Source organism: Arthrobacter sp. MMS24-T111, from assembly GCF_054888995.1.
On record NZ_JBTZRO010000002.1, the window covers coordinates 42,568 to 57,650 of the forward strand.

At 61.8% G+C, this 15,083-nt stretch carries 12 protein-coding genes; 7 read left to right on the plus strand and 5 right to left on the minus strand.

What is annotated here, in order from left to right; translation table 11 throughout:
* Positions 1-148: 148 nt before the first annotated feature.
* The 5 genes from ACX5I6_RS20145 to ACX5I6_RS20165 all read right to left on the minus strand — a co-directional run bounded on the left by ACX5I6_RS20145 (position 149) and on the right by ACX5I6_RS20165 (position 3,439).
* Positions 149-403, minus strand: a complete 255-nt coding sequence (locus ACX5I6_RS20145) for a hypothetical protein (RefSeq protein ID WP_461841804.1) — start codon at positions 401-403, stop codon at positions 149-151.
* 180 nt (positions 404-583) lie between these two features.
* Entirely contained in the window at positions 584-1,021 is a 438-nt protein-coding gene (locus ACX5I6_RS20150; protein WP_461841805.1) for a BadF/BadG/BcrA/BcrD ATPase family protein, read from the minus strand.
* Positions 1,022-1,136: 115 nt separating this feature from the next.
* On the minus strand, positions 1,137-1,853 hold the full coding sequence (locus ACX5I6_RS20155; protein ID WP_461841806.1) for a hypothetical protein: 717 nt from the start codon (positions 1,851-1,853) through the stop codon (positions 1,137-1,139).
* Between the two features lies 1 nt (position 1,854).
* Positions 1,855-2,256: a type I phosphomannose isomerase catalytic subunit gene (locus ACX5I6_RS20160; RefSeq protein ID WP_461841807.1), complete on the minus strand. Its 402-nt coding sequence runs from the start codon at positions 2,254-2,256 to the stop codon at positions 1,855-1,857.
* Between the two features lie 91 nt (positions 2,257-2,347).
* The gene (locus tag ACX5I6_RS20165) at positions 2,348-3,439 is read right to left on the minus strand and encodes a LacI family DNA-binding transcriptional regulator (RefSeq protein ID WP_461841808.1); all 1,092 of its coding nucleotides are present in this window, start codon (positions 3,437-3,439) and stop codon (positions 2,348-2,350) included.
* A 444-nt stretch (positions 3,440-3,883) separates the two neighbouring features.
* On the opposite strand from ACX5I6_RS20165, the gene ACX5I6_RS20170 reads away from it, so the two are divergent.
* The 7 genes from ACX5I6_RS20170 to ACX5I6_RS20200 all read left to right on the plus strand — a co-directional run bounded on the left by ACX5I6_RS20170 (position 3,884) and on the right by ACX5I6_RS20200 (position 14,652).
* Positions 3,884-4,732 carry a sugar phosphate isomerase/epimerase family protein gene (locus tag ACX5I6_RS20170; RefSeq protein ID WP_461841809.1) on the plus strand — a complete coding sequence of 283 codons (849 nt, stop codon included), beginning with the start codon at positions 3,884-3,886 and terminating at the stop codon, positions 4,730-4,732.
* The gene (locus ACX5I6_RS20175) at positions 4,729-5,775 is read left to right on the plus strand and encodes a hydroxyacid dehydrogenase (RefSeq protein WP_461841810.1); all 1,047 of its coding nucleotides are present in this window, start codon (positions 4,729-4,731) and stop codon (positions 5,773-5,775) included. Before ACX5I6_RS20170 ends, ACX5I6_RS20175 begins: the two co-directional genes overlap by 4 nt.
* 377 nt (positions 5,776-6,152) lie before the next feature.
* Positions 6,153-7,346 (plus strand): ABC transporter substrate-binding protein, encoded by a 1,194-nt coding sequence (locus tag ACX5I6_RS20180; protein ID WP_461841811.1) that lies wholly within the window; start codon positions 6,153-6,155, stop codon positions 7,344-7,346.
* Between the two features lie 97 nt (positions 7,347-7,443).
* Positions 7,444-8,406 (plus strand): carbohydrate ABC transporter permease, encoded by a 963-nt coding sequence (locus ACX5I6_RS20185; protein WP_461841812.1) that lies wholly within the window; start codon positions 7,444-7,446, stop codon positions 8,404-8,406.
* Entirely contained in the window at positions 8,403-9,365 is a 963-nt protein-coding gene (locus tag ACX5I6_RS20190; RefSeq protein WP_461841813.1) for a carbohydrate ABC transporter permease, read from the plus strand. The genes ACX5I6_RS20185 and ACX5I6_RS20190 overlap by 4 nt, the downstream gene beginning before the upstream one ends.
* Positions 9,366-9,561: 196 nt before the next feature.
* Positions 9,562-11,235, plus strand: a complete 1,674-nt coding sequence (locus tag ACX5I6_RS20195; protein WP_461841814.1) for a family 43 glycosylhydrolase — start codon at positions 9,562-9,564, stop codon at positions 11,233-11,235.
* 936 nt (positions 11,236-12,171) lie between these two features.
* Complete coding sequence (locus tag ACX5I6_RS20200; protein WP_461841815.1) at positions 12,172-14,652, plus strand: carbohydrate binding domain-containing protein; 2,481 nt, start codon at positions 12,172-12,174, stop codon at positions 14,650-14,652.
* Positions 14,653-15,083: the final 431 nt, after the last annotated feature.

A 15,083-nucleotide genomic window follows, 5' to 3' on the forward strand; every position in this document is an offset into this window, starting at 1 on the left:
GTACCGCTCTTCTAAGCCCAACGGCGTCCTAAGCTGTAAGCCGGGCAGGTCTGGTTGCCGCCCAGCGGCGGGAACCAGACCTGTTCCTATACACACTTGCTGGGCAAACCTTCCCCGGGGCAAAGCCTGGCGAAAATGCTGCCAAATCCTAGGCCTGCAGGAGCCGTAGCGCTCCCATGGCGGGTTCCGCGGTGAGGATGCGTACGTCGGTGAGTCCCGCATCAGCAAGTGCCGATGTGAAGGCCACTTGGACGGGCTCGGCGTTCATGCCGATGCCACCGCCAAGGACAACCGGGCCCGGTATTCCAAGTTGGCCGGCAGCATCCTTTGCCATGCTTGCCAGGCTGCGGCCGGCCTGCTGCAGCAGCGCAGTGCTTGCTTCGTGGCCTCTGGCTGCGGCCATAAGGACATGCCTGGCTTGTCCCGCCCAAAAATGGCGGCCGTGATGCGGTGAATGGAAAAGGGCTATCAGTTGTTCGGGCCCCTTGAGCCCACATCCGGTAAGCAGCAGTTCCGTCAAAGGATCGACAGGCAAGCGGTTGTTCATCCGGCGGAGGCTGTGGCGCACAGCTTCCCGTCCGAGTCAGTAGCCGCTGCCTTCGTCTCCGAGGAGGTAACCCCATCCGCCGATGCGCGCCTCGCGGCCTTCCTGATTGCATCCCCAGACGGCCGATCCGGTTCCGGCGATCACGGCGATCCCTGTATCGAAGCCTCCCGCCGCGAGGATAAGGCGGGAGTCATGAACGATGTGTATCGCCGCAGTTCCTACCAGGGGCCGAATGAGCTCTTCAAGCCCCCGGGCATCCTCAGGGGTGTCAATGCCGCCTGCGCCTGCTACTACGTGGGTCACGTCAGAGCCGATCTGGGCGAAGAGCTCTTCAAGCTGAGCGCCAGCCGCCTCCGCGGAAACATTCTGCACATTGGCGCTGCCGACTGTCCTTTCAGCAGCGGCCTCGCCACGCACGAATCGAATTCCGTGTGTTTTGCTGCCCCCAATATCCAGCCCTACAAGAACAGTCATACTGCGGCCTTTCCAACGGTGACAGCGAACGCGACGAAGGGCGGGCTTGCCCCGCCGGCAGCCTGCAGTGTGAGCGATTGGGCATTGGCGGGCACGAAGGCGCTCTCACCAGCGCTCAACTTAAGGCTTGCCCCGGGATGGAGACGTCGCCCTGCCCTTCAATTGCCAGAACCAGGACGGGGCCATTCTGGTTCAAGGGCACAGCCCCGGCCTGGGCATTGGCCTCTATCCGCTCCACCTGAAATTCCCGGAATGGAGGAACCCAGCGTTTGATTCCAGCGGCGGGCTCCTGGGCCTGCAGTCTCGGGGTGTCCATGGTGCGGAAGTCGACTGTCTTCAGGAACTCCGCCACGTCGACGTGTTTGGAGGTTAAGCCGCCCCTTAGGACGTTGTCGGAGGAGGCCATCACCTCGAAGCCCACACCAGCAAGGTAAGCGTGGACGTTTCCGGCAGGCAGGTAAATGGCTTCACCTGGCTGCAGCGAGACGTGATTGAGCAGCAGGGAGATGAGAACCCCGGGGTCTCCGGGATAAGCCCTTCCAAGTCCGACGAGCGCGCTGAACTCTGCCCTGACTGAGGGGAGTCCCGCGAGCAGTTCAACGGACGCGGCAACCGCTTCGGCGACTAAGTGATCACCGGCAAGAAGGTAGGAAAGGCCTTCGCGCAGGCCAGTGTCCTCTTCGCCGAGTAGTTCTGCTGTGATCCGGATTGGTTCCGGCGTCGAAGCCCCGCGGTGTGAGAAGTGGCTACCAAGCTCCAGGAGGAGTTCGCGGGCAACTGCGGGGGAGCGAAAACCACAAAGAGCGTCGAAGGGCGACAGCGCGACGATCATTTCAGGTTTGTGATGTGCGTCCTTGTAGTTTCGATGCTCTGACGAGAGGGGAAGGCCAAACCTCGTTCTCTGCCTTGAAACCGTCTCGTGCCTGTTCCAGGTTGGGGTGAACCTGAAGGGACAGCGGTGAACCAGCGGCGAGTATTTTGGCCAGAAAGGGCAGCCGACCGCTGAAGACCTCCGCGGTTTGGGATCCGAGGAGGGCGGTCGGGCTGCTGCTGATCAACTCGTCCAGTGGGAGGATGCTTCCATCGGGCGCCTCGGCGAGTGAGGGGGAGCCAGGATGGGCGCCGATCCACATCTCGGCTTCGGGGGAACCTGAAGGCGCCCGGCGGAAGAGGTCGGCCATGGCAGTAACCGATCCCCAGGAATACGGGCGAACGGGGTTGTCTAGTTTGAACATGGGTCTCCAAAGGCATGCGGGACCTTCATGCCGGGGTGAAGGCAGGCAGAAGTGGCGCGTCCCCAATATGGGACGCGAGGTGGGTTGTGAATCAGATCCGGCGGGCGGCGGGCGGCGGGGCAGTGGATTCGCGGATGACGAGCACAGGCGCGGCGATACTGTCCGAAACGTCTTGATCTCCGGACATCTTCTTGAGCAGAAGCTCGAAAGCCCGCGCACCAACATCGCCAAATCCGGGTTCCACCGTGGAGAGGGCTGGAATAGTGAATTCTGTAAAGGGCTGATTGTCCCAACCCATGAGCGAAACATCTTCCGGCACCCGCACTCCGCGCTCGTGCAGGGCCCGCAGCGCCGCGTGTGCCAGTCCGTCGTTGGAGCAGAAGACGGCCGTGATCGATTTGTCGTCGGCGATCTTCAGGCCCTGTTCATAGCCTGTCTTGGGCGAACGACTCGCCGGCAGGACCGGTGGGGGTTCAACGCCGGCTTCTTTCAGTGCATCCAGCCACCCTTGGTATCGCCCTGAGAACTGCGACAGCGGGAACAATCCTAGGTGGTGCACCGTGGCGTGACCAAGGCCCAGCAGGTGTCGGGTGACCTCAAGTCCGGCGGCATATTCGTCGATGAAGGCATAGGGGAAACCCGGCTGCCCTTGAGAAAAACCAGAAGCTGCCACCGCTGGCAAGTCCTCTGGGAGATGTCTCAGGACCTGAGCCCCGGCCGGATCGAAGTCAATGACCAAAGCGCCTGCAACCTCTTGCTCAAGCACCGGGGCGAGGGCCGCCTTCGCGTCCTCCGGATCTGCAGATTTCACCGCCGATATGACGACCGAGTATCCCGCCTCCTGCGCAGCGCGTTCTACACCGGCGATCGTGCGGGTGTAGCCGTAGTGTTCGGTGCTCCCGGCAAGGATGGCAATCATCTTCCGTGCACCAGATTTCAGCGCCCGGGCAAGCGAACTCGGCCGAAACTGCAGTTCCTCGATGGCTGCGAGCACCCGCTGCCGTCGCTCTTCGCTTACCGGAATGTTCCCAGTCAGGACGCGGGAAACAGTTGGGACCGACACGCCAGCCAGCCTGGCAACGTCAGCAATGACAGGTTTCCTCTGGTCTTTGGTGATCCGGATCCTCGAACCAGACCCATCCGCGTCGCGGCGCAACGAGTCCAACGCACGGCTGTCCGCCATCAGGGCCTCTTCCTTTCGAAGGCACCAACGCCGCCAACCCGAAACCCGGATGTCTGTCCAAGTCCGACCGCTGCGGCGCCAGCGTCTGTGCTGGCCTGTTTCATCCACGTCCCATCGCTCATACTGCGCATCCGGGAGGATTTGCAGATTCCATCATAAGAAATTTCAAACTGTGACTTGCGCCTCTGATATCGATATCATACTGTTTATTCATGAGGTCGTCCACGGAGGACGGCACCACAAGGAGAACTTTTCATGGCACACAGGTGTGCGCGCTTCGTTCCGGCACAAGCAGCCGCAGCACTCCAAATTGAGCCTTGGACCGCAGTTTTCTATCCCCGTTCCGGGTCGGCAACTTTTGCCGCCCACACCCACGGCTGGGGGCGAATTGTTGAGAACCCGGGGTCTTGTGCTTCCGGGAACCAGACCAGAAAGCAGCGCCACATGAAACTATCAGCCTCGTCTCTTGGGGCGCCGGACGTCGATGCAGACCAGCTGCTGCGCTGGCTGACCGAGTCCGGCGTCAATGGGCTGGAGCTCCGCGTCGGGGATGGGCAGATCGCCGGAACGGACATGGAGCCCGCCCGTCGCCGGCAACTGAGGGACAAGATCGACGCTGCCGGCGTGGAACTCACCGGGCTCGCCAGCTACGTCCACATCGCCCAGGCCGGGCAGGACGCTCAGATTGAAAGTGAACTGGTCGCCACTCTGGAACTTGCCAGCGATCTCGGCGCCCCCTTTGTTCGCGTTTTTCCGGGTGCGCCCGCCGAAGACCGCGGCTACATGGCCGCGCCGGGGTTGCTTGAAGCGCGGGCTACGGTGAACGAACGTGCTGCACGCCGGCTCTCTCGCGTAGCGGGAACAGCTGCGCGTCTCGGTGTCCTGCCGGTTATTGAAACTCACGATTCGCACCCGACCGGCCGTGACATCGCCGCCATTGCCGCCCTCGTGGATGGGCCGGTGGGAGTTGTGTGGGACCTGATGCACCCATGGCGGGTAGGAGAGTCCCTGATGGAAACGTGGGCCGCTCTCGGGCCTTGGCTCAGTCAAGGCCTCGGTTCCGTGCAGATCAAGGATGCGGCCCTTCCTGAGGACAGGACCCCCGTTCTCATCGGCGATGGAACACTGCCCTGTGAAGCATTTAGAGATCTTCTGGTCAGGCGTGGATACAGCGGAACCGTGACCCTGGAGCTTGAAGCCGCCTGGTATCCGGCAGCCCCACCGCTGCCGGAGGCTCTCGCCTCCGCCCGGTTGTGGTCTGACCGGGAAAATTCGAAGGTAGTCAAGCGATGACGTTGGTAATCCCCGCAGCTCAGGCCGACAGGACCGCAGCCCGTCCACGGGTCGCACTCGCAATGCAGGACGGAAACCTGCGAGATGCCCTGTTCTCCGAAAAGCTCAGGCGCCGGCTCACGGCAGTTTCAGACTGTGATTTCAGCCTTGTCATCAACGATTTCACCGCTGTCCCGGACACAATGCTTCAGGACGTGGATGTTCTGCTGACAGGCTGGTTTTCCCCCAGGATTGATCAAACGGTCCTCGACCGGATGCCCCGCCTTCGGCTCATCGCCCACGCAGGAGGCAGTGTGAAGGACCATGTGGACCCGGCCTGCTGGAGCCGGCCCATCAGGGTGACCACTGCTGCGATCGCCAACGCTGTCCCCGTCGCCGAATTTACGCTGGCCCAAATCCTCTTGGCCGGTAAATCTGTTCTCGCTGCAACGCAGCTGTACCGTGAACGCCAAGAACGGATCGACCGGGAAATCGAGTTCCCGGGAACGGGCAATTACGACAAAGTCATCGGGATTGTGGGCGCGTCCACGATCGGACGGCTGGTCATCGACCGGCTCAAGCCGTTCGACCTCAGCGTGCTGCTCTACGATCCGACCATCGCCGAGTCGGAAGCGCAGAAACTGGGTGTGCGGAAAGTCGGGCTTGAAGAACTGATGAAGCTTAGCGATGTCGTCTCTCTGCACGCCCCGGTCCTGCCTGAAACCGTGCGGATGGTGGGACAAAAAGAACTGGCCGCAATGCGCACCGGGACAACCCTGATCAACACGGCACGCGGTGACCTCGTTGACCACGACGCCCTGAGACGGGAACTGATGGCGCAGCGCCTCACCGCCGTGCTGGATGTGACCAGTCCTGAGCCGCTGGAACCCGGAGACCCGTTGTTTGAACTTCCCAACGTACAACTCACCCCGCACATAGCCGGGTCGATGGGCACCGAACTGCATCGCATGACCGCATTCGCCGTGCATGAAATCGAACGCCTTGCCGCCGGCAAACCTGCCCGCCACCCCGTCCACCTTCAGGATCTGGTGCGCTCGGCATGAAGTGCCTGCAAAACGCGGGGTCCAGTGCACTTACAGATGCCGACCACCTTTTTACATCCGTAACAACTGACCAGACAACGACAACTTGCCTGGTTCGGCGCACCCGGTGCACACCATAACGAGCACTGCCGGTAACGCCAATAGACACCCTTGAACAGCCCAAGAAGCCAATCTCACCGCATACAGCAGGGTTCGTCGAAGAGCCCAACCCAACACATAGGAGTGACAATGAAGACCACCATCACACGCCGCGCAGCTCTGCTGCTGCGGTCGTCCTCGCCGGCACCTTAGCCGGCTGTTCAGGGACAGCCGGCACGCAGGCACCCACAGCTTCTGCCATTGCAGTGCCTGATAAGTGGACTGGCGGGAACGTCACCTTGACCCTCTGGAACGACAACGCGGCAATGAAGGGTGCAGTGGACCTTTTCAACGCCCAGCACGCGGACCAGGGAATCAAAATCGAATTCTCACCCAACACAGATCTGGCGAAGTCAGTCCGCAATGCCCACTCCGCCGGAAATCCCCCGGACATCTTTGCCACTCAAACCGCGGACCTGGCCGGCTACATCGCCGAAGACATCGCGACAGACCTCGCCCCCTACTTCCCCAGCATCGAAAAGGACTACGCGAAGGCAACTCTTGACGCTGTGAGCCTGGGTGGCAGCAAGTACGGCATCCCCGCGTCGGACATCCCCACCTTCACGCTTTTCAACAAGGAGGTGTTTGATCAGAACGGGATCGCCCTGCCCACCACATACGAGGACTTCCTTGAGGCAGGCAAAAAACTCAAAACCAAGGGCATTTCCGTCTTCAACGTCGCAGGTGAAGATCCCACAACCTACACCTACATGGCGTGGGAAGCCGGGGCGAAGTGGTGGGAGCTGAAGGACGACGGCTGGAACGTCAATATCGACACCCCAGAAACCCGCCGCGCGGCCGAATACTTCGATGAAGCCTTCTCAAACGGCCTCTTCAGCAAGATCTCCTACGCCGAGTACTCGGCGATGATGCAGGAATACAACAACAACAAGATCGCCGCCCGCCAGCTCTCAACCTGGCAGACCAAGGGTATGCAGGCGAACCTGACCACTGGTCTGGGTAAGTGGGTTCCGGCACCCAACCTTGCCTGGAAGGGACAGGACACTGTGAATGCGGCCTTCACCCGCGTCTACGCCGTGGACTCGAAGACAAAGAACAAAGATGCTGCCGTCTTTGCAGCGCACTGGCTCTCTACCAATGCCGATTCTGTTGCCGCCCTGGCCAGCCCTCAGACCGGGCTTGGCTGGTTCCCCGCCGTCGCGGATCCCTCGCCCTACATCGCCACCTCTGCCCCCAAGGCCCTCCTGGGCGACAACATCAACCAGTGGGACCCTGTCGTGAAGAAAGCCGTTCAAACCCGAGCCACCGACTGGACCTGGGGACCTGACTACGCCGGTGCCTTCACCAAACTCCAGGACCTCTGGGGCAAAGCAGTAGCAGGGCAGATCAAGGCAACGGAAATCGCCCCGCAGCTGCAGGCCTGGGTTGTGGATGACATGAAGAAGCAGGGATACACCGTACTGAACCACTGATTCGCCGGGACTTGAAGGTGTGGTCCGCGACGGACTCCCGTACGGACCACACCACCTGTCACAGGCAGACAGAACCCGCTCGAAACTGGAGAACATCATGGCCCTCGCAGCCAGCAAAGAAAAGATTCCACCCTCGACGACCGGCAACGCAGCCCCGCGGCCCCGCGCCATGGGATGGCAGCGCCTCAGCGGACTGAAGGGATTCGGTTTCACCGTCCCGTTCTTCGCCGGGTTCCTGCTTGTGTTCGTCGCCCCCTTCATCTACGCCCTCGTGCAGGCATTCTTCGCCGTCCGGCGATCCGGAAACGGACTGGGAGGCTCCTTCCTCGCCTTCGTCGGAGCCGACAACTTCATCAGAGGATTCACCGACGAACAATTCTGGTCCGCCATGGCCAGAGTCGGTGTCTTCGCCCTGGTCCAGATCCCCATCATGCTGTTCCTGAGCCTTCTCATGGCACTGTTCCTGGACATGATGACCGGCAAAGCAGCACGCTTCTTCCGCGTCGGTCTGCTCGTCCCGTACATGATCCCCGCCATTGTCGCCACCTTGGTATGGCTGTACCTGTACTCGCCGCGCCTCGGCCCCCTCACCAAGATCGGTCAAGCGTTCGGGACAGACGTCAACTTCTTCTCACCTGAACTGCTCTGGGTCTCCATCGGAAATCTGCTCACTTGGGCCGGCATCGGATACAACATGCTGATCCTGTACGGTGCTTTGCGGTCCGTGCCCCGGGACCTCTTCGAGGCCGCCCGCCTGGACGGTGCCGGAGAACTGCGGATCGCCTGGTCCATCAAGATCCCCTACGTCCGCTCATCCCTGGTCCTGACAGGCATGCTGTCCATCATCCACATGCTGCAAATTTTCGCCGAGCCCTTGGTCTTCCGCGTCAGCTCACCGGAAACAGTCACAGCCAGCTTCACCCCGATCATGATGATCTACAACCTGGCATTCACCGAAGGCAACTACCAATATGCGGCGGCGCTGTCGGTGATCCTCGCGCTTGTCGTCGGTCTCAGTTCCGCCCTCTTCTACCGCCTAACGAACAGGAGGTCAGCGTGAACGCGCTGCTCTCGAACACAGCCAAGGACCGGCGGGAACGTCCGGCCACACCAAAAGCCCCGAAGCGAACCACCCGCATCCGGAACCTGGAAGATGACTCGGGCGACGCCCGGCAGTCCCGGCGCACACGCCTGCTGGTACTCATTGGACTGGCCCTCTTCACCATCTACTCGGTTGCACCGATCTGGTGGCTCATCGTCAACTCGACAAAAAACACTCGCGACCTGCTCCTGAGTAACGGCCTGTGGTTCGCCGACTGGAACCTGGGCAAAAACCTGACCGATATCTTCTCGTACGAAAACGGGATCTTCCTGCGCTGGACCGCCAACTCCATCATCTATGCAGGCGTCGGGGCCGCCGTCGGCACCCTCGTGGCATTAGCCGCAGGATACGGGCTGGCCCGCTTTTCCTTCCCGGGACGTTCGCTGTCCATGGGGCTGGTCATCGCGTCCTTCCTGGTGCCCTACAGCATGCTCACCCTGCCCCTGTACCTCCTCTTTTCCAACATTGGCCTGATCGATTCACCATGGGCCGTGCTGATTCCAACCTTCATCAACCCCTTCAGCGTGTATCTCGCCAAGGTCTATATCGAAGGCGCAGTCCCGGCCGAGCTCCTGGAGGCGGCACGCATCGACGGGGCCGGCGAGATCCGGATCTTCTTCATGATCGTTCTGCGAATGCTCACCACCGCAGGCGCGACCATCTTCCTGCTCGCCTTCGTCAGCGCATGGAATGGGTTCTTCCTCCCCATCACCATGCTGCAGAGCCCGGAGAACTGGAACATGACCCTGGGCCTGTACAACTGGCTGCGGCAAAGCCAGGTCAGCAACGCCAGTGTCTATGACTTCAACACCCTGGTCATCACCGGTTCTCTCCTCTCGGTCATCCCACTGGCCATCGTCATGATCGCCCTCCAGCGGTTCTGGCGCACCGGCGTCTCCCTGGGCGCACTGAAGTAGGGCGCGGCGGGGAACCCGGTTCCCCGCCGCGAACCCCGGCCGGATTGCTGCCGGGACACTCCACGAAGACGTCACGGCCGCAGCCATGCCCGACCTCACAACGACACGGTCGATGAAGGGAGAGCATGCCCGGCAAGCCCCGCCTCCGCGAAACGTCCATCCCCCTGCCACACCGCTTACCAAAGGAGACCCACGGGTGATCCGCAACCCAGTACTGCCGGGATTCAATCCCGACCCCACGATCATCCGCGCCGGCGACCGCTATGTCATCGCCACCAGTACCTTCGAATGGTTCCCCGGAGTCCGCTTCCACACTTCAGAGGACTTGGTCACGTGGCAACCGGCCGGGTACGCACTCACCGACCCGACACACCTGGACCTGCGCGGCGTGCCCGACTCCGGGGGTATCTGGGCACCCTCCCTATACTTTCACGAAGGGCAGTACCGGCTGCTTTTCACAATTGTGCGGACACTGGGCCAGACCAAGGACGTCGACAACTACATCACCAGCGCCCCAGCCATCGATGGGCCCTGGAGCACGCCCGTGTACGTGGGCTCACGTGGTTTTGATGCATCGCTCTTCCACGCCCCGGACGGGCGGCTCTATCTCCTTGGGCTGCGGTGGGACCACCGCATCGGCAACCCCGGATTCGGTGGCATCCAGGTCCAGGAGCTGCACCCCTCCACCTTCGAGCGTCTCGGTTCCGCCCGCGTGGTGCACACGTCAACGGAGCTCATCGAAGGCCCGAACATGTATTACCGCAACGGGTGGTATTACCTGCTTCTAGCGGAGGGCGGCACCGGCTGGAACCACGGCATACGACTCGCCCGCTCCCGCGACCTGTGGGGGCCGTACGAGGAAGACCCCGTTCCCGTCCTGACCACCAGGGACCTGGACCCGCTCGACGTAGCGAGAAAGGGTGAATCCGGGCCCTCCGGCGGGCTGCATAAGGCCGGCCACGGCGAGCTCGTCTCGACCCCCGACGGCGAGTGGTACCTCGTTCATCTCGCGTCCCGGCCGTTGGAAGCAGCGGAAGGCGCGGTCTGCCCGCTCGGCCGCGAAACGTGCCTGCAGCCGGTCACTTGGACCGAAGACGGATGGCTGCGGCTTTCTCATGGCGGCTACCATCCGGCGCTGGCAGTCCGGGCTCCCGCGTCCCTTCCGGCCCCAGCCACAGCAGTCCCCGCAGCGGCCGACCAGGTCCTTTCTCCGCATTCCCTCGCCAAGGGCTGGCACACTCTCCGTGTCCCAGCTGACGAGTCCTGGCTGCAGTGGACAACGAACCCTGGACACAGCCTCCGCATTACCGGCCGGGAAAGCCTGCGTTCGACACATACCCAATCACTGGTCGCGCACCCGCTCACTTCCGTCTTTGCACGGTTGAAGGCCACGGTGGATGCCGCCCCGACGGAGCCGGCACATCAGGCCGGTGTCGTTGCCTATTACGACACAACCAGCCACATCTTTTGGCACCTCACGGCCTCCGACGAAGGACGAAGACTGCTGGCCATCGAGCGCAGAAACGCAACCTCCGCCTCACGTGCCGTCCTGGACTTCGACCCTGGCCCCGCCGGACCGGTCCATCTGCAGATCGCCTTCGAAGGAGCGAGAGTGCGCGCATATGCCTCACTGGACGAATCGTCATGGACACCCCTCGACCTCCCAGTGGATATCAGCGAGCAGAGTGACGATCACGCCGGACTGTTGCGGTTCACGGGCGCTTTCGCCGGCGTTGCCACGGTAGACGTAGCTGAACACGCTTGGACCGCAGAATTCAGCGATGTCTCGTTGGTGACGTCACAACCGCAGCTGCCTGACGGTCAACTGCCAGCGGTCGAAGCTGTTCCTGCCGGGCAGGCCTCCAGCTAAGAGGGACTTTTCATACTCAACAGCTTGACATTGTCAGTTCTCGATTCAACCTCCAGCGTCCAGGGCTGTCCTGTCGAATTGGAGCACCAAGTGGCGGGGCAGGACCGCAGCATTTGCAGTTGTAGCGGTGGACCCAGCATCCGGCAGGACCTTCGTCCTAATGTCACATGCAACTGATGCGCTCCCGACCCTGCGTGCCGGGGCGAGTGACGAAGTCCGGAGACCCAACATCGCCGCGAATGAGCTGCATCAAGTCGTTGTTTCCCTGTCGACCGTGCACTGCCCGGCCAAAGAGGGCCAGCTTTCAATCAAGACACACAAGTGTGCCTCAGGAGCGGGCGCCCCGCGTTTTCTTGAAGGTGGTAAATCCTCCAACTCACAACGTAAAAGAAAACCTAACTGTGACTTGAATCTCTGAAATCGATATCATAGGGTGGTCAGCATCTGAGGGCAGTTCAGCCCCGCATCGTCGCCCTATCCCTTGATTTGTCGGCCAAAGGAGCCCGCATGACCGAATTATCCCGTCGCACTTTCGTACAGGCCGCCTCAGCGGCCTTGGCCACAGCGAGCATCTGGACTTTGACCGATGCGGGAGCAGCCAAGGCTGCACCCGGTGGGTCTCTTCCCTTGGACCGTCTCGGATTGGGCAACCCCGCTTCGGAAACTGCCCACGGTGTGGGCAGCTCCCTGTCGTCCTCTTTGACCGGTGCTTTGTCTCAGCCGGCACGGGTCCTCAACCCGACCGAACCGGCGGGTTCCTGGGGTGGCACGCTGCGTTTCCGCATGATGGTGGATCCGGAGAAAACCACGTACCTTTCGCTCAAGCTTTGGGGCGAGGACTTTGCTGCACAGGAGCAGGAGTGGCGCCTCCAGCTCTTCATTGACGGGAAGTCTGCCGGATGGCTAGATCAGGGACCTGTGGATGGTTTGGATCAGATGAGCCTGGCACCTCGGACAGCCGGGATGTTCTATCTCCACACCATCCCGCTGCCCGAAAAGCTCACCAGCGGTCGGACGGAACTGGAGGTGGAGATCCGCTCCCTGGGCAGGATTTGGGCCTACGGCGACGGAACAAGCTTCTACAAGCCCATGACCAGTCCGTCCCGTCCCATCTACGCCGCTTATACGCATACCGATCCCTTCTTCGTTCCGGCGCCCGATGACCCTTTCGGGACACCGTCGCAACGCGGTGTCCGCCCGGACGATTCGGAAGATGCCATCCAACGTGTCCGCGAGCGGGTGCTGGCAGACCAGAACGCCCTGTTTTACGCCAAGCCACCGGCGTCCCTCGATCCCTGGGCGTGGATGACACTCGTCCATGGGTACCAGTGGAAAGAGAGCCCCGCCTTCAACTCGCCGCTGACGCTCACCAAGATCTGTGAAGCAATTGACGCCACCTACTTGGCGTGGAAAGCGAATAATGCTGTCCTCACTGCGTCCGGCCAGCAGTGGCTTGGGTTCGGACGCGTCGCGCTTGCACTAGACACACTCTGGGGAGACATCCAACCGTTGTTGGACCAGCAGGTCACGCCGGGAAGCACCTTGGTCCCGAACCCCGGATTCGAGGCCGGAACAGCAGGCTGGACTGTCACCACATGGCGGGGGAGTGGCTCCGTCGTTGCGGACCCTTCCGTTGGAAGGTCCGGCAAGAGCTCGCTCAAGGCCACAGCGAACCCGAACGGCTCAACCGGCAGCGTCGTGGGCGTCACCCTTGCCGGTAACAGCCGGCCCCTTGTAGGAAGCGGAACCTACCGTATCTCTGCCTGGTGCAAGACAGCAGACGCCACCGCCCCCGGCGCCTACATGAATGTCCTCTTCTACAACTCTGCCGGCGCCGTGGTGCAGTCCGACCGTAAGTTCTTCGCAACCACCGGCACTCACGACTGGGAACAGATCACGGCGGAGCTACCCACCCCGGCAGGGGCAGCCCGCATCCGCATCGACCTTAGGGTCGAGGGAACCGGAACAGCGTGGTTCGATGACGTCGCCCTTGAGTTGGTCAACGGTACGCCCCCAACGTCGGGCACACTCCCGCTGAGGAAGGCTGCGTACCGCGAGATGCTCGTCGAAAGCCGGGAGTACTGGCGGCAAAACCAGCGGCATTACACCAACCAGGTCCAGTTCACGAGCTTGGGAGTCTATCTCTGCAACAAGGGCCTGGAACTGCTCTCACCGGCGGACGCGTGGCCGGAGCAACGCGCCCGCGAGTGGATCTATGAGGCCGTTGGGCTGCTTCCCTTGTCCAGTGGAGAAAACGCCGACGGCAGCAAGAAGTGGAAGTTGGGAAGGCAGTATTACATCTACAGCGAGCAGGGCCTGAGTCGCGAGCTTGGCTATGTGGGCGGCTACGGCGAGATCACTGCCGATCTGCTCGTGGCCATGTATGAAGCCGTCACCACGGGCGCCATCAAGCGGGACGATGAAAAGCTGCGGGCCCGGGTGGAGCAGCTCTTCCTTACCCGTGGATGGTTCAGGCACGAAGGTTTCGATGAGGAAGGCCACCGGGTCATGCGGCTCGAATCCATCATCGGCTGGCGCAATGAGCACTACCCCGGTGAAGTGGTTTATGTGACTCCTACAGACAAGGATGTCACCCCGCTACAGGCAACGGCCGCGTTCCCGAGCGCCAAACTTGTCGGCTGGGCTCAGCAAATGGTCAAAGACGGACAACTTGGGCCTGCACTCGCCCTCCTGCATACCGATACATCGGCGAGGATCGGGCTCACGGCTGCCCGGTTCGTCATGCACGACCTTCCGGCTTTCCAGGCTGCGGCCCCGAGCAGTGAGCGACTCCCCGCGGGATGGGGACGTCCCGATTTTGCTTTCGCCGACCCCACCACGGGTGTGATTGCAGTGAAGCGCGGCGACGAGGTTCTGTACGCATCACTCTATTGGCGGGCGCGGCAGGCGGTGAACCGGTGGTCACGGGTCCACCTGTTGCGGCCTGATACCGAGAGGAGTGCAACCGTCCGTTGCGACGTTGAGTTTGGGTCTGCAAATCCGGTGGGGACGTTCACCATCCAGGATTGGGTCTGCTGGGACTACACCATCAACGACAGCGACGGTAACGGCATCCGGCCCGGTGGGTTCGCCCCTCCCGGTCCTGCCCTCCATCAGGCGTACGCCGGCGAGGAGCTTCCGATCGCCCGGACGCCGGAAGGCATGGACCCGAAGCTCGGCGCCACCGCCCTCGGTGTGGAGGCCATCGAATCGGGGCGTGCCCCCTTCTATCGGCTCTCCTACGCCGGTTACCACGTTGCTATGAACACCACCAGCGACCAGAGCTTCGACTATAAGTGCCCAGCAACAGGAACAGGGATCGACTGCGTCACCGGACAAAAGACAGCTCTCCCGCAGATGCGACGGATTGGTCCCGGGGAAACCGTCGTATTGTTCGATCCGTCGGCCCGCCCATGACCTGCACCGAAGCGGCCCAACCAACGCAGGCCAGGCGGATATCAGCGACAGATGCGGCAGAACTCGAAGCCGCGCTGAGCGCCGCCGTCGACGCCACCATCCCTGAGGCCCTGGCAACGCGCCAAGGTATCAGAATCACACGGTTGGCCCCCGGAGAGTTCGCGGTACAGGCTGATCCGGAAGTCCCCTGTGGGTACACCATATGTGAAACCTAATTAGTTGATCATCCGGTCACATTCACCAGGGACAGCCACGACTTGAAAGGGCATGAGCCAGTGGAACCCGATGGGTGCCCCCGTCGACATGGGTGGGGCACCCATCAAGGCATGCCTTACCCCTGACGCGGAGGCAGGCCACAACCCGTGTTATTCACAGACCCAGAGAGCCTTCTGCACCGGAGGTCCAGCGCTTCACGCTTGTACGTCATTTCT